At 71.4% G+C, this 16,747-nt stretch carries 15 protein-coding genes; 9 read left to right on the top strand and 6 right to left on the bottom strand.

All coding sequences use genetic code 11. The features are described from left to right. Window positions 1–6 precede the first annotated feature (6 nt). The 3 genes from DEU32_RS13830 to DEU32_RS13840 all read left to right on the top strand — a co-directional run bounded on the left by DEU32_RS13830 (window position 7) and on the right by DEU32_RS13840 (window position 2,858). Window positions 7–1,479 (top strand): cytosine permease, encoded by a 1,473-nt coding sequence (locus DEU32_RS13830; RefSeq protein ID WP_114851062.1) that lies wholly within the window; start codon window positions 7–9, stop codon window positions 1,477–1,479. Continuing rightward, window positions 1,479–2,411: a PfkB family carbohydrate kinase gene (locus DEU32_RS13835; RefSeq protein WP_114851063.1), complete on the top strand. Its 933-nt coding sequence runs from the start codon at window positions 1,479–1,481 to the stop codon at window positions 2,409–2,411. Before DEU32_RS13830 ends, DEU32_RS13835 begins: the two co-directional genes overlap by 1 nt. 93 nt (window positions 2,412–2,504) lie before the next feature. Beyond that, window positions 2,505–2,858, top strand: a complete 354-nt coding sequence (locus tag DEU32_RS13840; RefSeq protein WP_147281478.1) for a hypothetical protein — start codon at window positions 2,505–2,507, stop codon at window positions 2,856–2,858. A 57-nt stretch (window positions 2,859–2,915) separates the two neighbouring features. Here DEU32_RS13840 and DEU32_RS13845 read toward each other — a convergent pair whose 3' ends face one another. Next, the gene (locus DEU32_RS13845; RefSeq protein ID WP_181819301.1) at window positions 2,916–3,461 is read right to left on the bottom strand and encodes a hypothetical protein; all 546 of its coding nucleotides are present in this window, start codon (window positions 3,459–3,461) and stop codon (window positions 2,916–2,918) included. Between DEU32_RS13845 and DEU32_RS17265 the strand changes: the two genes are divergently transcribed. Continuing rightward, the gene (locus tag DEU32_RS17265) at window positions 3,460–4,038 is read left to right on the top strand and encodes an antitoxin VbhA family protein (RefSeq protein WP_181819302.1); all 579 of its coding nucleotides are present in this window, start codon (window positions 3,460–3,462) and stop codon (window positions 4,036–4,038) included. The genes DEU32_RS13845 and DEU32_RS17265 overlap by 2 nt on opposite strands. A gap of 231 nt (window positions 4,039–4,269) precedes the next feature. Here DEU32_RS17265 and DEU32_RS13855 read toward each other — a convergent pair whose 3' ends face one another. The 4 genes from DEU32_RS13855 to DEU32_RS13870 all read right to left on the bottom strand — a co-directional run bounded on the left by DEU32_RS13855 (window position 4,270) and on the right by DEU32_RS13870 (window position 10,677). Beyond that, complete coding sequence (locus DEU32_RS13855; RefSeq protein WP_114851066.1) at window positions 4,270–5,295, bottom strand: LLM class flavin-dependent oxidoreductase; 1,026 nt, start codon at window positions 5,293–5,295, stop codon at window positions 4,270–4,272. Window positions 5,296–5,422: 127 nt separating this feature from the next. Beyond that, complete coding sequence (locus DEU32_RS13860) at window positions 5,423–8,524, bottom strand: glycoside hydrolase family 38 C-terminal domain-containing protein (protein ID WP_114851067.1); 3,102 nt, start codon at window positions 8,522–8,524, stop codon at window positions 5,423–5,425. 60 nt (window positions 8,525–8,584) lie between these two features. Further along, window positions 8,585–9,925, bottom strand: coding sequence for a 6-phospho-beta-glucosidase (locus DEU32_RS13865; RefSeq protein ID WP_114851068.1), 1,341 nt, complete (start codon window positions 9,923–9,925; stop codon window positions 8,585–8,587). Further along, a complete protein-coding gene (locus DEU32_RS13870; protein WP_058741775.1) occupies window positions 9,922–10,677 on the bottom strand; it encodes a DeoR/GlpR family DNA-binding transcription regulator in 756 nt (251 codons plus the stop codon). The genes DEU32_RS13865 and DEU32_RS13870 overlap by 4 nt, the downstream gene beginning before the upstream one ends. A gap of 120 nt (window positions 10,678–10,797) precedes the next feature. Between DEU32_RS13870 and DEU32_RS13875 the strand changes: the two genes are divergently transcribed. The 5 genes from DEU32_RS13875 to DEU32_RS13895 all read left to right on the top strand — a co-directional run bounded on the left by DEU32_RS13875 (window position 10,798) and on the right by DEU32_RS13895 (window position 15,737). Beyond that, window positions 10,798–11,802 (top strand): carbohydrate kinase family protein, encoded by a 1,005-nt coding sequence (locus DEU32_RS13875; RefSeq protein WP_114851069.1) that lies wholly within the window; start codon window positions 10,798–10,800, stop codon window positions 11,800–11,802. 50 nt (window positions 11,803–11,852) lie between these two features. After that, a complete protein-coding gene (locus tag DEU32_RS13880; protein ID WP_114851070.1) occupies window positions 11,853–13,118 on the top strand; it encodes an ABC transporter substrate-binding protein in 1,266 nt (421 codons plus the stop codon). Next, window positions 13,115–14,071 carry a carbohydrate ABC transporter permease gene (locus DEU32_RS13885; RefSeq protein WP_229666709.1) on the top strand — a complete coding sequence of 319 codons (957 nt, stop codon included), beginning with the start codon at window positions 13,115–13,117 and terminating at the stop codon, window positions 14,069–14,071. Before DEU32_RS13880 ends, DEU32_RS13885 begins: the two co-directional genes overlap by 4 nt. Beyond that, window positions 14,068–14,958, top strand: coding sequence for a carbohydrate ABC transporter permease (locus tag DEU32_RS13890; RefSeq protein WP_229666707.1), 891 nt, complete (start codon window positions 14,068–14,070; stop codon window positions 14,956–14,958). Before DEU32_RS13885 ends, DEU32_RS13890 begins: the two co-directional genes overlap by 4 nt. A 137-nt stretch (window positions 14,959–15,095) precedes the next feature. After that, entirely contained in the window at window positions 15,096–15,737 is a 642-nt protein-coding gene (locus DEU32_RS13895; RefSeq protein ID WP_114851071.1) for a hypothetical protein, read from the top strand. Between the two features lie 108 nt (window positions 15,738–15,845). On the opposite strand, the gene DEU32_RS13900 is transcribed toward DEU32_RS13895, so the two are convergent. Next, window positions 15,846–16,694: a formate/nitrite transporter family protein gene (locus DEU32_RS13900; RefSeq protein WP_114851072.1), complete on the bottom strand. Its 849-nt coding sequence runs from the start codon at window positions 16,692–16,694 to the stop codon at window positions 15,846–15,848. Window positions 16,695–16,747: the final 53 nt, after the last annotated feature.

Raw genomic sequence — 16,747 nt, forward strand, 5'->3', positions numbered from 1 at the left:
GACCCCATGGCCCAAGACACCACCACGCTCTCCAGTGGCACCCTGACCACGATCGAGCAACGCGGCATCGAACCCGTCCCCCACGATGAACGCAACGGCGCACCAGGCGCCCTCTTCTGGGTTTGGTTCGCGGCGAACATCTCGATCCTCGGCCTACCCCTCGGCGCGACCCTCGTAGCGTTCCAGCGCCTCAACATCTGGCAGGCGCTGCTCGTCGCGGTGATCGGCGCCGCCGGCTCCTTCGCGGTCGTTGGCGTCATCTCGATCGCCGGCCGCCGAGGTGGCGCGCCCGGGCTGACCCTGAGCAGGGCGGTGTTCGGTGTCCGCGGCAACATCGGACCGACCGCCGTGTCGCTGCTGTCCCGCCTCGGGTGGGAGACCGTGAACACCACCACAGCGGCCTTCGTGCTCCTGTCGCTCTTCACGATCCTGTTCGGTACCAACGGAGACGCCAAAGCGAACCCGGTGCTGACCATCGTCGCAATCCTCGTGTTCGTCGCCGCGACCGTGCTCGTCTCCGGCCTCGGGCACGCGTTCATCGTCGCCGTGCAGAAGTGGGCGACCTGGGTGTTCGGCGCCCTCAACGTCTTCGTCGCTGTCTTCCTGATCGTCCGCGTCAACTGGGACGTCGTCGGCTCCCAGCCCGCGGGCCCCGTCGCCGCGCTGGTGATCGGTGTCGGCACCATCGCCGCGGGCACCGGCATCGGATGGGCAACCGCAGGCGCGGACATCGCCCGCTACACCCGCACGTCGGTGAAGGCCGGCGCACTCATCAGCGCGAGCGCGGCCGGAGCCGGGATTCCACTGGTCGTTCTGGTCGGCCTCGGCGCCCTCGTCTCCGCAGGCGATCCGACCCTAGCGCAGGCCGGTGACCCGGTTGCAGCAATCCGTGATCTGCTGCCGAGCTGGATGGCGATTCCGTACCTCATCGCTGCGTTCGGCGGGCTGCTGCTGTCGAACCACCTCTCCGTCTACTCGGCGAGCCTCACGACGCTCACACTCGGCGTCAAGGTGCCCCGGGTCTGGGCCGTCGGAGTCGACGTGGTCGTCACAACGCTCGGAGCGATGTACTTCATGCTCGTCGCGGACGGCTTCTACGCGCCGTTCATCACGTTCATCTCCGTGCTCGCCGTCCCGATCACCGCCTGGCTCGGCGTGTTCACCGCCGACATGCTCCGCCGCCGCTGGTACGACCCGACGGCACTCCTCGACCTGCGCCCCGGCGGCCGCTACTGGTACCGCGGCGGCGTCGCGTGGGGAGCCCTCGGCGCCTGGGTCGTCGCGATCGTCGTCGGCTTCCTCTTCACCTCGATCCAGGTCGGCAGCGCGCACCCGATCTACGTCGGTGCGCTGTCAGACAGCTGGATCGGCGCGAACGGCCTCGGCTGGGTCGTCACCTTCGTCGTCGCGGCGGCAGCGTACCTGCTCACCGGCGGAGCACGCGGTCAGGTCGTCGCTCCGACGGAGGCCCGGTCCTGATGGGGCGGCTCGTCTCCGTCGGCAACGTCATAGTCGACATCGTCCTGCGCGTCGACGCCGTCCCGGAACCGGGAGGGGACGTCATCGCCTCGGCGTCGTCGATCACCGCCGGCGGTGGCCTCAACACCATGGTCGCCGCCGCCCGCGACGGTCTGTCGGTGGTCTTCGCGGGCCAGTACGGCACGGGACCGTTCGGCGACGTCGTCCGCGCAGCTCTCGAGGAGTCCGGCGTCGACGTCGTCCAGCCCGGGCTCGAGGACGTCGACAGCGGCTACTGCGTCGCACTGGTGGACGCATCGACCGAGCGCACGTTCGTCACGAGCGTCGGAGCAGAGGGTCGCCTCACCCGAGCGGACCTCGACCGGGTCGAGCTCCGCTCTGAAGACACGGTGTTCGTATCCGGCTACGGGCTCGCTCACACCACCAACGGTCCAGCCATCGCCGACTGGCTGAGCACCGTCCCCGACGACGTGCGCGTCGTTCTTGATCCCTCCCCGCTGGTCGACACGCTGTCGCACACGGTGCTGGACCCCGTGATGACGAGAGCCGACGTTGTCAGCGCCAACGCGCGCGAGGCACGGCTGATGGCGCCGACCAAGGCCGAGCTATCCGGGGCAGTCGCCGCGATCGCCGGGCGTGCACGCGGCGTCGCGCTGGCCCGAGACGGTGCAGCAGGTTGCTGGGTCGCCGAGCCCGGGCACAGCCCAGTCCTGGTTCCAGGCTTCACCGTCGATGCGGTGGACTCGAACGGTGCAGGTGACGCTCACGGCGGCGTGCTCATCGCAGCCCTGACTCGCGGGGATCCATTGACTGCTGCGGTTCGACGCGCCAACGCCGCCGCCGCCCTCGCAGTGACACAACACGGACCAGCAACAGCACCGACCAGCACCCAGATCGACGCATTGCTCGCGGCCCCGATCACAGTCCACTGAGCAAAGCGTCCGCGATCCGCAGCAACCGCATCCAGCAGGACGAAGCCCCCGGCCGGAGTGAGCAGTCGGGGGCTTCGTGGTCGGTACCGGTAGATGGTCGGCACCGACGATGCGGCCCACAGCGATCGTCATCGGCTACTGAGACGCCATGGGCAATCCCGGGACACTGAGCGGTTCGATCGAGACGCCTTGGACGAGTCAGCAGCCCACTTGCTCGTGGCGTCGCTGTTCTCTGCTGCGGCTGCGCTCACGCTGTTCCTCGGGATGAACTTCATGTCCGACCCGCAGACCGGCGCCGTTCACGGATTCTTCGCCGCGATGGCCGTCGCCTTCGCCAGCTACGTGCTGCTGCTCTTCCTGAGTGCCGGACCGCGCCTGGACACGGCCTACGTCACCCTCCACTCCGTCCGCAACGAGTTGAACGGGACCCACCGAAGCCGTCGCTGACGTCTCCGTCATCGATCGGCTACCGAGATGTGCAGGGTCCAGTCGCGAGTGATGACCTCAATCTGGCCAGAGCGCGGTGACCTGTTCAGCCGCTTGGAGCATGTCTGCCGCGGGGAGGGCGACGCGCTGTTCGGGGAGGCCGAGCGATGGCCACTGCACGACGAGCTCGAGCGGTCCTGTCGGTGGAAGGGGGTGCAGCCAGAGTTCGTCGGTGTACCGGTACGACGACGCGCCCCCACCGCCCCCGCCACCGTGCCGCATCAACACGGCTCCGGTGCCTTCACTGTCGCGGCCGAACGGGTAGCCGTCGGTGACGTGCTGCCCGTCAGCAAGGACCGCTCCGTACCGGAGTCGCGCTCGGCGGTCCTCGTCCGAGGCGTAGAAGTGGTCCTCGTGAACCAGCTGCTGGAACGCTCGCACGCTCAGATCACCGCGGCGGAGTTGCCGACCGACCTGGAACATGACCCCGTCGGAGAAGACACGAGCCGCTTCGACGACGACCATCGCGTTCGCACTCGATCCCCACCGCAGCCCGTACCCGAGCACACCCGGCAGCTCATCCTCCGATGGCCCGTGCCGTGGATCCCGAGGAGGCTCGTCCATGGGTGCAGCATCGAGCGGGTCCGGTTCGTCGGCGAAGAACATCACCCGCTCACCGCACCACGACGAACTGGAAACAACCAGTGACGACGGTCGCGGTGCCGCACCGTCGGCGCTCGGCGGCGGCCGCACGAGCGACGCTCGCTGCATCTTCTGGAGGGGTGCGATGAACGACGATCGACGGCCGCTGAGCCGTGACGCACTCGAGCAGGCCATGGCGATGATCGAGAAGGGTCAGCAGCTCGCCGGGCACTTCCCCGACGCCGAGGCGCTGGGGCGGGCGCGTGGCATCCTCGACGGCTCGCTGACGTACGAAGAAGCGGCGGCGCAGCTCGAAGCGAAGTACGGCTTCCCCGTGCTCCGACCGCGACGGTCTACGCGGCTGAGCCCCGATGAGCACGACCGGCGGCGACAGATCGTCGATGAAGCACGGGTGTCCACCGCTCTCGAAGGAGGTCGTGCGTCCGATGCGGTGCACGAGCTGCAGGACCGGTGGGCTGCCGGTGAGACCACGTGGGAGCAGATGCACGCCGAGGTGCGGCGGCTCCACCCGTCGACGGCGGACCCGCCTGAGACGTAGTCGGATTGCTCCGTCGGTCGGGTTGTGATGCCGCGTCCGGCAGGAGACGGGAGGCGCGGTGCGGGTGACCACCGCGCCTCCGGTACCGACGTGGTCGAGATCGGCCCGCTCTGTGGGCCATTGCGCCGACCGGCGGGGTCGCGTGGGAACCCGGTGCCGTGACACGTCCGGTGACCGTCGAACGCCGACGGTGACCCACCGGTCGGCGCGGGCAGGCCGGACCTCGGGGTGTCAGACGCGGGGCGTGGGGGACCAGCCGAGCTCGGGGCCCAGGCGCTCCGCGATGTCCGTCACGATCTGCGTGTAGTCGTCCGGTGCGAACGAGAACGGCAGGGCGAAGGCGACCTCCGTCGCGACCTGGTACCCGGCGTCCGCGCGCAGACGGTCCGCGATCTCGGTGGACGTCCCGACCAGGTCGGCGGCGAACAGCATGCCCGCCGGCCCCTGCGGGACGCCGACCCGGTCCGCGCGGGACGCGGCGTAGGCCCGGTACCGCGCGACCTGCTCGGGCGTCGCGGTGTCCGTCGGCACGACGACGAGTCCCTGCGAGACCCGCGCCTGCTCGGGCGCGGGATGTGCGTCGAGGTAGGCCTCGACCTGGGCGCGCTGGTTCGCGGCGAAGTCCGTGCCGACCTCGCTCCGGGTGACGCTCGACGTGAGCAGGTGGAACCCGTTCCGCGCGGCCCAGACCGCCGAGCGCGTGCTCCCGGTGCCGTACCAGAGCCGGTCGACCAGGCCCGGGCTGTGCGGTTGGACCGTGGAGGCGAACTCCTCGATGCCCCGGCGTCCGACGGGCCCGGTGACCGGGTCGCCCCGGACGAGGTCGCGGAAGCGCAGCAGCCGTCCTTCGCCGAGGTCCTCGTGCTCGGCGGTGTCGGGGTGGATCGCCTCGCGGTACAGGTCGTAGTGCATCGGCGTCCCGGACGAGAAGCCCGGCTGCAGCCGCCCGCCGAGCAGCACGTCGACCGTGGCCAGGTCCTCGGCCAGGCGGAACGGGTTCTCCGCACCGATCGGCGTGACCGCGGTGCCGAGTGCGATGCGGGAGGTCCGCTGCGACGCGGCCGCCATGACCGCGACCGGAGACGAGATGCCGTGCTGCAGGTGGCGGTGGCGGAGCCAGGCGCTGTCGAAGCCGAGCGCCTCGGCGCGCTCGATCGTGCGGAGGGTGTCCTCGTGTCCCGCTCCCGGTGCCGCGGGGTCGAAGGACCCGATGGTCAGGAAGCCGAGTCGTGCCAGGGGTCGTCCGTGGTCAGGCATGCTCCGATGGTGGCACGGCACGCGATCGGAGGCACGGTGCCGGTGAGCCGATCGGCCCACCCGCACCGTGCCTCCAGTCCGTCGACGCAGCCCCGCCGCGGCTCCCGCCGCCGCGGCTCCTCCAGCCTCAGGCGCCGCGCGGTCGGATGCGCAGGGTCATCACCTGGAACGGCCGCAGCCCGAGCGCGACCGTCCCACCCGACCACGCGAAGCGCCGCGCGGTCAGCGCGGGGTCCGCGAGCGGACGCTCGCGCAGGTCCACCTGCTCGACGGACACCGCGTCGACCCGCAGGTCGAGCTCCGTGTCGGAGCGGGCGCCGAGCGCCTCGTACAGCCGGACCACGACGTCGCCGGAGCGGTCGTCTGCGAGCTTCACCGACTCGACGCGGACCCCGGGCGACGACGACACGACCGGTGCCGCCACGGACGCGCCCGTGCCGTCGGCAGCGGTGTCGCCCGCCGCGGGGACCACCCGCAGCGGCAGGTTCTCGTCGTACCCGCTCGCGACGACCGCCGCGACGTCCGCGCCCGGGTGCACCGTGTAGGCGAACGTGTGGTGCCCGAGGTCCTGCTCGGGGTCGGGGGACTGCGCCCCGCGCACCAGGCTGAGACGGACCTCGGTCTCGACCTCGCCGTGTACGCCGACGCGCCGGGTGACGTCGTGGCCGTACGTGCCGGCGTTCGTGACGCCGATGCCGTAGCCGGGCTCCTCGACGTGCACCCAGCGGTGGGCCACCACCTCGAAGCGGGCGTCGTCCCACGAGGTGTTGGTGTGGGTCGGTCGGCGCAGGTGCCCGAACTGGATCTCGGCGCTGTGGTGCTGCGCGTGCACGACGAAGGGCAGCGACGCCTTGAGGAGCTTCTCGCGCTCCCGCCACTCCAGGTCGACCCCGAGGTGGACCCGGACGTCGTCGGCGTGCACGGCGATCGTCTGCACGAGTTCAGAGGACCCGAACACCCGGCGCACCCGGACGACGGCGCGCAGGTCGCCGTCGGTGGTGAGCTCGACGGACTCGGCGGCGCGCAGCTCCACGACGGAGCGCCGGTAGTGCGCGTCGACGTCCCACGCGTCCCACGCGTTCGGCAGGTCCTCGTGCAGGTGCAGCAGGTTCGCCGAGCGGTCGGCGGGCACGAGCTCCCGGTCGTGGGCGAGGTCGACGATCGAGTCGACGAGTCCGTCGCCGTCGACGTGCACGCGGACCAGGCCGTTGTCGAGGACGGTGCCGTCCGCGCCGTGTGTCGCCGTGACCGCGTGCTCCGGCGTGACGACGGTCAGCGGGGAGAGCGCGTGCGCTCGGGCCTCGACCACGCCGACGGGGGTGCCGGCCGCGTCGAGGACGAGCTCGCGGCGGTCGTGGTCCGCGGCGTTCGCGACGACCCCGGCGGCGCCGAGGTGGGCGAGGGCCCGCGCGGTGAGCTGCTCGATCTCGGCGTGGTTGCGCCGGTAGCTCTCCTCGTTCTCCTCGTGCACCCAGCGGATCGACGAGCCGGGCAGGATGTCGTGGAACTGCTGCAGGAGCGTGGCCTGCCAGAGCTCGTCCAGGCACTCGTACGGGTACGGCGCCCCCTGCAGTGCGGCGGCGGTCGACCAGAGCTCGGCCTCGCGCAGCAGGTGCTCGGCCCGGCGGTTGCCGCGCTTCTCGCGGGCGTGCGAGGTGAACGTGCCGCGGTGCAGCTCGAGGTAGAGCTCGCCGACCCAGACGGGGGCGTCCGGGTACTCCTCGCGGGCCCGGGCGAAGAAGTCGTCCGGGTGCTCGACCTCCACCCGGGGCGATCCCTCGAGCGACTCGACGCGGCGCTGGCGCTCCATCATCTCGCGGATCGGGCCGCCGCCGCCGTCGCCGTAGCCGAACGGCACGAGGGACGTCGTCGCGGCGCCCTTCTCGCGGAACTGGCGGACGGCGTGGTGGAGCTCCTCGCCCTCGAGCGTCGCGTTGTAGGTGTCGATCGGCGGGAAGTGCGTGAAGATCCGGGAGCCGTCGATGCCCTCCCACCAGAAGGTGTGGTGCGGGAACGTGTTCGTCTGGTTCCAGGACAGCTTCTGCGTGAGGAACCACTCCAGCCCGGCGAGCTTCGCGATCTGCGGGAAGGCCGCGGTGTACCCGAAGGAGTCCGGTAGCCAGATGCCGTGCGTCTCGACGTCGAGCTCGTCGGCGAAGAAGCGCAGCCCCTGCGTGACCTGGCGCACCATGGCCTCGCCGCCGGGCAGGTTGCCGTCCGGCTCGATCCACTGCGAGCCGACGACGATCCACTGGCCGCGGGCGATCGCCGCCCTGATGCCCGCGAACACCGTGGGGTAGCGCTCCTTGACCCAGGCGTACTGCTGGGCACTCGAGGCCGCGAACTTGAAGTCGGGGTACTGCTCGGCCAGCGCGAGCACGTTCGAGAACGTCCGGCCGGTCTTCCGCTTGGTCTCGCGGATCGGCCAGAGCCAGGCGGTGTCGATGTGCGCGTGGCCGATGCCGCTCAGGCGGTGCGCGGACGGGTTCGCGGGGCTGGCCAGGGCCCCGGCGAGCTCGGCCCGGGCGGCCGCCGCCGTGCCGACGATGTCGTCGAGCGCCAGGACGTCCATCGCGCGCTCCAGGTCGCGGAGCACCTCGTGGCGGCGCGGGTCGGCTTCCGGGAGCTCCTTCACCATCTGGAACAGCACCTCGACGTCGAAGCGCAGTGCCCAGACCTCGGGCTCGAACACGGCGAGCTCGGCGGTGCGGAAGGTGTAGATCGGGGTCTCGGGCGCGGTCCGCTTCGAGCCGAACTCCGTCGGGACGAACTCGTTCACCAGGATGTCCGGGTTCGCCGCCATCTCCAGGTACAGGTGCACCTGCTCGCCGCCGACGGCCTGGTCCGCGATGCGCAGGTGGTGGTTCCGCGGGTGGATGCCCTTCACCGGGGTGCCGTCCGGCGTGTGCAGGAGCCCCTCGGCCTGGTTGCCGGGCCAGTCGCCCTGGAAGCCCGGGTCGACGAGCAGCTCGACGGTGCGTCCGGCCCACTCCGCCGGGACGGCCCCGGTCACCTCGAACCACCACGTCGACCACGCCCGCCCCCAGGACTCGCCGACCGCGAACGGTCGGTACTCGGCGGCGAGCGCCTCGGCCGCCGGGACGGGTTCGTCCGGCACCTGCCATGCGGCGAGGGTCACGGGCGTGCGGGCCTGGTGGACGGCGGGGACGATCCGCTCGTTCAGGACGCGCTCGATGCGCGCCTCGACGAGCTGCTGGTTCTGGTGCATGGCGGGCTTCCTGGGAGGGGCGGACCGGGCGGTGGGCTGGGGACGGCCGGGAGGAGCGGGTCAGGTCAGGTAGGACAGGTGCGGGAACGTGGACCGCGCGTCCTCGAGCAGGGCGCGCGCGACGCGCACCGAGTCGACGAGCGGGTGGTGCGCGAGGGCGCGGAGGGCGGCGGCGCGGGAGCCGTGCAGTGCCGCCTCGATGGTCTGCCGTTCGACGTACTTCACGGCGGTCACGGTGCCGAGCCCGAAGTCGGGCACGCGGGCGCCGGGGACCGGGTGGGCACCGGTCGCGTCGACCGTGCAGGGGACCTCGACGACGGCGTCGTCGTCGAGTCCGGCGAGGGCGCCGCCGTTCCGGACGTTCAGGATGAGCCGGGCGCGCTGGTCGTACGCGATGCCGCGCATGAGCGCGAGTGCGACGTCCTCGTAGCCGCCCGAGGTCATGTCCTCGAGGTCGCGGTCGCCCATCCCGGCGGAGTCGCGGTTCGTCGCCATGTAGGTGGCCTCGCGCTCGTTCCGGCTGTCCTGCCAGGCGTGGAACGGGTGGTCGCACGACGCCGCGGCGGCCCAGAACCGGTCCTGCTGCTCGACGAGGTACCGCGCCCGGGTGTGCGGGGCGTACTGGTCGGCCTGCAGGACGTCGCGGCGGTAGGCGTAGTAGTGCAGGTACTCGTTCGGCAGCGCGCCGAGGGCCTGGATCCACTCGGCACCGAAGAGCTTGCCCTCCTCGAAGGACTCGATCCGCCCGGCGTCGGCGAGGACCTCGGGCAGCCGGTCGACGCCGTCGACGCGGATCGCGGTGAGCCAGCCGAGGTGGTTCAGGCCCGCGTACTCGAGTTCGACGTCGGGCCCGTGCTGCACGCCGATCGTGCCGAGTGCTCGACGGGCGAGCCCGATGGGGGAGTCGCAGATGCCGATCACCCGGTGCCCGAGGACCGTGGACATCGCCTCGGTGACGACGCCGGCGGGGTTCGTGAAGTTGATCACCCAGGCATCAGGCGCCAGGCGCTGGATGGTCCGGGCGAGCGCCATCACCGTGGGGAGCGTGCGGAGGGCGTACGAGATGCCCCCGAAGCCCACCGTCTCCTGGCCGATCACGCCGTGCGACTGCCCGATGCGCTCGTCCGCCGCACGGCCCTCCATGCCGGCGACGCGGATCGCCGAGAAGACGAAGTCGGCGCCGGGCAGCGCTTCCTCGACGTCGGTGTGCACGGAGACGGTCGGCGCGTCCGCGACGCCGTCGGCCTGGTCGGCGAGGATCCGGGCCATCGTGGTGAGGCGGGCCGCGTCGACGTCGACGAGGGCGACCTCGGTGACCCGCCCGGGGGCGCGGTCGCGGAGCAGGGCGGAGTACACGAGCGGTGTGCGGAACCCGCCACCGCCGATCATGACGAGCTTCACGTGACGATGACCTCCACGCCGTGCGCGGCGAACGCGGCGGCGACCGGGACCGGCGGTTCGTCGTCGGTGACGACCCGCACGATCGAGCTGGGCAGGTCGATGCGTGCCGCCCCGGTGCCGGGGAACTTGCTGCTGTCGGCGAGGACGGTGACCTCGTCGCACGCGTCGGCGATCGCCTGCTTGACGGGGACCTGCGCGATCGTGGTGTCGCGCAGGTCGCCGCTCGCCGAGATCCCGCTGACGCCGAGGAAGGCGTGGTCGGCGCGGATCAGGCGGAGCGAGTCGGTGGTCAGGTGCCCCGAGACGCAGTGGTACACGGGGTCGTAGTCGCCCGGCAGGAGCACGAGGTGCGTCGCGGGGGCGTCCTTGAGGGCCTCGAACACCGCCATGTTCGCGGTGATGACGGTGATCGGCCGCCCGCGCAGCAGGAGCGCGAGCTGGAGCACGGTCGTGCCGATGTCGAGCACGACGGTGTGCCCGTCCTCGACCAGCTCGGCCGCGGCCCGGGCGATCCTGGCCTTCGCGTCACGGTTCACGGTCTCGACCTCCGGGAAGGGGGCGTCGCCCTCGTGCGGGTCCGCCAGGACGGCGCCGCCCCGGGTCCGACGGAGCAGTCCGGCCTCGTCGAGCCGCTGCAGGTCGCGGCGGATCGTGGCGATGCTCGACCCCGTCGCCTCGGCGAGGTCGGTCACCGACGCCGCCCGTGCCGCCCGCAGGTGGTCGAGGATCGCGATGTCCCGGATGTCCTTCATGCCGAGCAGCATACCGATCAACTTCGCTCAGAACGCAAGCATGAACGAACAAAAAGTTGCTTGCTCTTGATCGATCGGTGTTGTAGCTTCCACAACACCACCAGAGCCGACGGAGATCCGATGCACGATCGAACGCACCGCAGCACCGACGCCGGCGTGCTCGTCGCGGGCCAGCTGTTCTTCGACGCCGTCTTCGCCGACCTGCCCCAGGCCCCCGTGCCCGGGCAGGAGGTCTGGACACCGCACTTCGGCTGGACCCCCGGCGGCATCGCCAACTTCGCGATCGCCGCAGCCCGGCTCGGCGCGTCCACGGACGTCTGCGCCGCGGTCGGCGACGACGACCTGTCGGGGCTCTGCCGCGCGGCCCTCGTCCGCGAGGGGATCGGCACGGCGCTCCTCCGGGAGGTCGCCGGGTGGGCGCTCCCGGTCAGCGCGTGCATCGACCACGACGGCGACCGCGCGATCGTCACCGGCGGGACCCCCGCACCGCTCGCGCTGCCCGACCTGCTCCCGCCGACGGGCGGTCGCGTCGCGGCCCTGCACGTCGACGCGTCCACCGCCGAGTGGGTCCGCGGGAGTGCCGACCGCGGCCTGCGGGTCTTCGCGGACGTCGGATGGGACCCGACCGGCGCCTGGGACCCCGCGCTCCTCGACGCGATCGACGGTGCGTACGCCTTCACCCCGAACGCGCACGAGGCCCTCGCCTACACGCGCACCGACGACCCGGTCCGTGCCGCGCGCCTGCTCGCCGAGCGGGTGCCCCTCGCCGTCGTGACGCTCGGCGCCGACGGCGTGGTCGCGGTCGACTCGTCCACCGGGGAGCAGGTCGTCGTGCCGCCGGTCCGGGTCCGCGCCGTGGACAGCACCGGCGCCGGTGACGTGTTCTGCGCGGCCCTCGCCGTCGGGACGCTCGCCGAGCTGCCGCTCCGCGAGCGCATCGACCTCGCCGCGCTCGTCGCGGCGATCACCGTCTCGCGACCGGGCGGCGCCGCAGGCGCGCCCCGACGCGCCGAACTCGCCCCGTGGCTGGCCGCCAACCCGGCCGCCGCGGACCCGGACCGGTACGGCTTCGTCACCACGAGCCTCCCGTCGGTCCTCGCCGGACCGGCGATCCGGACCCCCTGACCCACCCGCACCACCGCACCCGCTCCCTTCCCCCGACCCCAGGAGACCCCATGCGCACCACCACGAAGCGTCGCCGCACCGCCGCGGTCCTCGCCACCGCGGTCGCGGCCGCCCTCGTCCTCACCGGCTGCACGGCCGGATCATCGGCCTCGACCGGCAAGCTCACCGCCTGGCTCTGGCCCGGCGCCGTCGGCGACTCGGTCGTGTCGAACGCCAAGAAGGAGTTCGCGTCCGACAAGCTCCAGGTCAACGTGATCGGCGGCGACTTCAAGCAGAAGCTCGTCACGACCTTCACCGGCAAGACGAACATCCCGTCGGTCACCGGCGTCAAGGGCGAGGACATGCCCTACTTCCTGCAGCAGTCGAGCCTGTTCACCGACCTGAAGGACCTCGTCCCCGCGTCGTACCTGGCGCAGTTCCCGAAGTGGAAGCTGGCCGAGGCCACGACCGCCGACGGCAAGCTCATCGGCATCCCGACCGACATCGGCCCGTCCGCGCTGTTCTACCGCGAGGACGTGCTGGCGAAGGCCGGACTCCCGAGCGACCCGGCCGCCGTCGCCGACGCGACGAGCACCTGGGACAAGTACTTCGCCTTCGGCAAGGAGCTCAAGGCCAAGACGGGCGCCTCGCTCGAGGTGTCCATGGGCGACGTGTTCTCGTGGTCGATGGCGCAGGCCGACAGCGGCTTCGTGAGCAAGTCGGGGAAGTTCACCGGCGACGACGCGACCGTGAAGGAAGCGTGGGACCGTGCGGTCACCGCGAAGCAGGACGGTGTCGTCGCGGGCATCGAGGACGGCAGCCCGGACTGGGCGTCGGCGGTGAACCAGGGCAAGCTCCCGACCGTGATCGGGGCCGCCTGGCACGCCGGTGACATCAAGAGTGCCGCACCGGACACCTCGGGCAAGTGGCGGGTCACGGCCACCCCCGGCGGCCCGGGCAACGCCGGCGGCTCGTTCCTCACCATCCCGGCGTCGACCGCCGACAAGAAGACCGCGCTCAAGGTCATCGAGGCCATGGTCGCCCCGTCCGCCCAGGCGACGACCTACAGCCAGGTCGGCAACTTCCCGTCCTCGTCGAAGGCGCTCACCGAGTCGGCCCTCACGAGCGGGGACACGTTCTTCGGCGGGCAGGACACGGTCTCGGTGTTCCAGGAGTCGATCGCGTCGATGCCGACGAAGTACACCAGCCCGTACGACGCGCAGGTCGGCGCGCCGTACCTGACCGAGCTGACGAACGTCCAGGGCGGCAAGGACCCCGACCAGGCGTGGAACGACGCCGTCAAGGCCGCGAAGGCCGCGCTGGAGTCAGCGAAGTGACGACGACCGTCGCGCCGTCGCTCGCGGGGCCGGGCCAGCAGACCCGGCCCCGCCGGCGGGGCCTCCGCCGCACCTGGCCGATGTACCTGGCGGTCGCGCCGTTCTTCGTCCTGTTCATCGCGTTCGGCCTGTACCCGACGCTCTACTCGCTCGTGCTGTCGTTCCAGGACTGGAACGGGCTGGGGGACCCGACGTGGGTCGGGCTCGAGAACTTCCAGAAGCTGTTCGCCGACCCGACCTTCTACCTGTCGATCCGGAACACCTTCGTCATCTTCGCCCTGTCGACCTTCCCGATGCTCGTCATCGCGATCGCCGTCGCCGCCATGCTCAACAACGCCGTCCGCTTCAGCACGGCGTTCCGGATCGCCTACTTCGTGCCGAACATCACCTCGGTCGTCGCGATGGCGGTGCTGTTCGGGTCGATCTTCGGCCAGAACTTCGGGCTCGCGAACACGCTGCTGCAGGGGATCGGGCTGCCCGCCGTGCCGTGGCTGTCGACCCCGCTCGGGATCCAGGTCACGGTGTCGCTGCTCATCACGTACCAGTGGACCGGGTACAACGCGATCATCTTCCTCGCGGGCATGCAGTCGATCGGCGCCGAGGTCTACGAGGCCGCGAAGATCGACGGTGCCGGTGCCTTCCGGAGCTTCTTCTCGATCACGCTGCCGCTCCTGCGCCCGACCGTCATCTTCGTGCTCGTCGTGAGCACCATCACGGGCCTGCAGAGCTTCACCGAGGCGCAGGTCCTCACCACGACGGCCGGCTCGACGAACAGCGGTGGTGCGGGGCAGGGCGGCCTGACGATGGTCCTGTACTTCTACCAGCAGGCCTTCGGCTTCAACCGCTTCGGCTACGGCGCCGCCATCGCGTGGGGCGTGTTCCTCATCGTCGTCGTGTTCACGATCATCAGCTGGCGCTTCACCGCCGGCCGCAAGGAAGAGGCGCGCTCGTGACCGTCCTGACCCGCCCGGACACCGCCGCCCCGGCGACCCGGACCACCGTCACCCGCCGCCGCCGTCGCGGCCCGGGAGCGTCCCGCGTCGTGCTCTACACGCTGCTCACCATCGGCGCCGTGGTCTCGGTCTTCCCGCTGTACTGGCTGTTCGTGATGGCGAGCAACACCACGAGCGACATCTACAAGTCGCCGCCCGTGTTCGTCCCCGGACCCTGGCTGTTCCAGAACATCGGCGAGGTGTTCCAGAAGATCGACTTCGGTGGGGCGCTCCTCAACACGGTGATCGTCTCGGTCAGCGTCACGGTGCTCGTGCTGTTCTTCGACTCGCTCGCCGCGTTCACCTTCGCGAAGTTCGACTTCCCGTTCCGGAAGACCCTGTTCACGATCGTCCTGGTGACGTTCATGCTGCCGATGCAGCTGTCGATCATCCCGCAGTTCATCACCATGACGAACCTCGGCTGGGTGGGGCACCTGCAGGCGCTCATCGTCCCGGCCGCGGCGAACGCCTTCGGCATCTTCTGGCTCCGGCAGTACATCCTGTCGAGCATCCCCGACGAGCTCCTCGACGCCGCGGTCATCGACGGCGCCGGGTTCTTCCGGCAGTGGTGGACCGTCTGCATCCCGCTCATCCGGCCGGGTCTGGGCTTCCTCGGGATCTTCACGTTCATCGGCTCGTGGAACGACTACCTCTGGCCGCTCATCGTGCTGAACGACCCGAACCACCTGACCCTCCAGGTCGCCATGGCACAGCTGAACACGACGTTCGCGAACAACTACAGCATGGTGATGGCCGGCGCACTGCTCTCCGTGCTGCCCCTGCTCGTGGTGTTCCTGATCGGTGCGCGGCAGTTCATCGGCGACATCGCGAAGGGCGCGATCAAGTGACCGCCTGCGCGGCCGGGCACTGACCACCTGACCGCCCGGGCCGTTCCTGGCCGGGACCGCACCCGGTCGCCCGTCGGTACCGTGGTGGACGGACCTGCCGGTGCACGGGGCGCTCGGCAGCGGCAAGGGGGATCCACATGTCCGTCACGACCACACTCACCCGGACGGCCGCCGCGCTCGTCGTCGCCGTCGCACTCACCGGGTGCGCCGGTCCGGCACCCGCGGGGCAGCGCTCTGCGGCCGTCCGGCCGACCGCCAGCGCGACGCCCACCACGGCGCCGAGCCCGAGCACGCCGACCGCCGTCGCGTCGCGCGACCTCCGGTTCGAGGACGGCGACGCGCTGTCCGCGAGCGCGCTGCCCGCGTTCGCGCTCGAGGTCTCCGCGCTCGACGGCTGGACGCAGACCGGCGAGGACCCGAGCGCCGGGTCCCGCGAGTACACGAACGCGGCCGGCTCGGTCGCGACCATCACCCAGCAGCGGGTCACCGACCTCGACCCCACGGCGGGGGACCGCGCCGCCACGGAGCGGATGTTCACGGCGTCGGGTGCGCCGGTCGAGCGGCTCGAGGAGCAGCTCCTGCCCACCGCGACCGGCGGCACGGCGCAGTTCCTGTCCGTCGCGTCGCAGGACTCCGACGGGTCGTGGTCGGCGACGGTGGCGCGGGCGTTCGCGAAGCCGGGCATCGTGCTCGTCGTCCGGGTGCGCACCACCTCGCAGGAGGCGCTCCGCCCCGACCTGCACGACGTGCTCGTCGCGGCGAAGGTCGTCGTGGCGTAGCCGCACCGACATCCGTTGCGCCGGTCGCGTGGCCGGCGCCACACCGGACGGGAGGATCGTGGCGGACCCGCCACGATCCTCCCGTCCGGTTCCGGGTCGCGCCCGACGTCAGCCGTCGTCGCGCTCGCGCGCGGACCGCGCCGGGTCGGACGGGGCGTCCCGACGCCGCGAACGGAGGAGGTCGGCGGACCGCACGAGCCGCAGCGCCGTGACGAGGACGAGGCCGCCGAGGACGTTGAACAGCAGCGTCCAGCCGAACCACGCGGCCCACTGCCCGTAGGACAGCTCCGCTCCCGCCTGGATCGCCCCGAACACCAGGAGCGAGTCGAGGATCGAGTGGAAGAGCTGCAGGCCGGACAGCAGGAAGCCACCGACGACGGCGGCGACGATCTTCGCCGGGTCCGAGTCGGTGCCCTGCTGCATTCTCGTGACGAGCGTGATCGTGCTGCCGCCGAGCACGGCGAGGACGGCGGTCTGCAGGCCGAAGGGCGCCTCGACGTAGTGCCGACCGGCCTCGACGAGCTCGCCGTGCCACTGCGGGAACGCCTGCACGACGAGCCACATCACGACCCACCCGCCGGCGAGGTTGGCGAGCAGGGTGCCGACCCACAGCCGGAGCAGCTGACCGACCGTGCCCTCGCGGGCGATGAGGGCCGTGATGGGGACGAGGAAGTTCTCGGTGAAGAGCTCGCTGTGCGCGAGGTAGAGCGCGATGAGCCCGATGCTGAACGCCAGACCCGCGAGGAGGTGGCTGTCGGTCTCGTGCAGGACGGCGAGGTACCCCATCACCCCGAGCCCGATCTCCAGTCCACCAGCGAAGCCGGTCGTCAGCACGACCCGGGTCGTGCGCTGCAGGCGTTCGGCGCCCTCCTCGACGATCGCGTCGAAGGACTCGTGGATCTCGTCCTCCACCGGGGCGTCGCTGCTGCCGACCTCGCGGCGTCTGTCGTCGGTCACCGGTCCGACGCTAGCCCCGTCGACCCCGCTCCGGCGACGGTGCGCGCAGCGGC

Source organism: Curtobacterium sp. AG1037 (assembly GCF_003349855.1).
In the GTDB taxonomy this organism is placed as follows: domain Bacteria; phylum Actinomycetota; class Actinomycetes; order Actinomycetales; family Microbacteriaceae; genus Curtobacterium; species Curtobacterium citreum.

What these genes read in the sequence shown, in the direction of transcription:
- DEU32_RS13855 (WP_114851066.1), bottom strand. Translation starts at nt 5,295, where the DNA reads ATGCCTGACCACGGACGACCCCTGGCACGACTCGGCTTCCTGACCATC.
- DEU32_RS13840 (WP_147281478.1), top strand. Translation starts at nt 2,505, where the DNA reads ATGGTCGGCACCGACGATGCGGCCCACAGCGATCGTCATCGGCTACTG.
- DEU32_RS13875 (WP_114851069.1), top strand. Translation starts at nt 10,798, where the DNA reads ATGCACGATCGAACGCACCGCAGCACCGACGCCGGCGTGCTCGTCGCG.
- DEU32_RS13860 (WP_114851067.1), bottom strand. Translation starts at nt 8,524, where the DNA reads ATGCACCAGAACCAGCAGCTCGTCGAGGCGCGCATCGAGCGCGTCCTG.
- DEU32_RS13870 (WP_058741775.1), bottom strand. Translation starts at nt 10,677, where the DNA reads ATGAAGGACATCCGGGACATCGCGATCCTCGACCACCTGCGGGCGGCA.
- DEU32_RS13830 (WP_114851062.1), top strand. Translation starts at nt 7, where the DNA reads ATGGCCCAAGACACCACCACGCTCTCCAGTGGCACCCTGACCACGATC.
- DEU32_RS13845 (WP_181819301.1), bottom strand. Translation starts at nt 3,461, where the DNA reads ATGGACGAGCCTCCTCGGGATCCACGGCACGGGCCATCGGAGGATGAG.
- DEU32_RS13880 (WP_114851070.1), top strand. Translation starts at nt 11,853, where the DNA reads ATGCGCACCACCACGAAGCGTCGCCGCACCGCCGCGGTCCTCGCCACC.
- DEU32_RS13835 (WP_114851063.1), top strand. Translation starts at nt 1,479, where the DNA reads ATGGGGCGGCTCGTCTCCGTCGGCAACGTCATAGTCGACATCGTCCTG.
- DEU32_RS13895 (WP_114851071.1), top strand. Translation starts at nt 15,096, where the DNA reads ATGTCCGTCACGACCACACTCACCCGGACGGCCGCCGCGCTCGTCGTC.
- DEU32_RS17265 (WP_181819302.1), top strand. Translation starts at nt 3,460, where the DNA reads ATGGGTGCAGCATCGAGCGGGTCCGGTTCGTCGGCGAAGAACATCACC.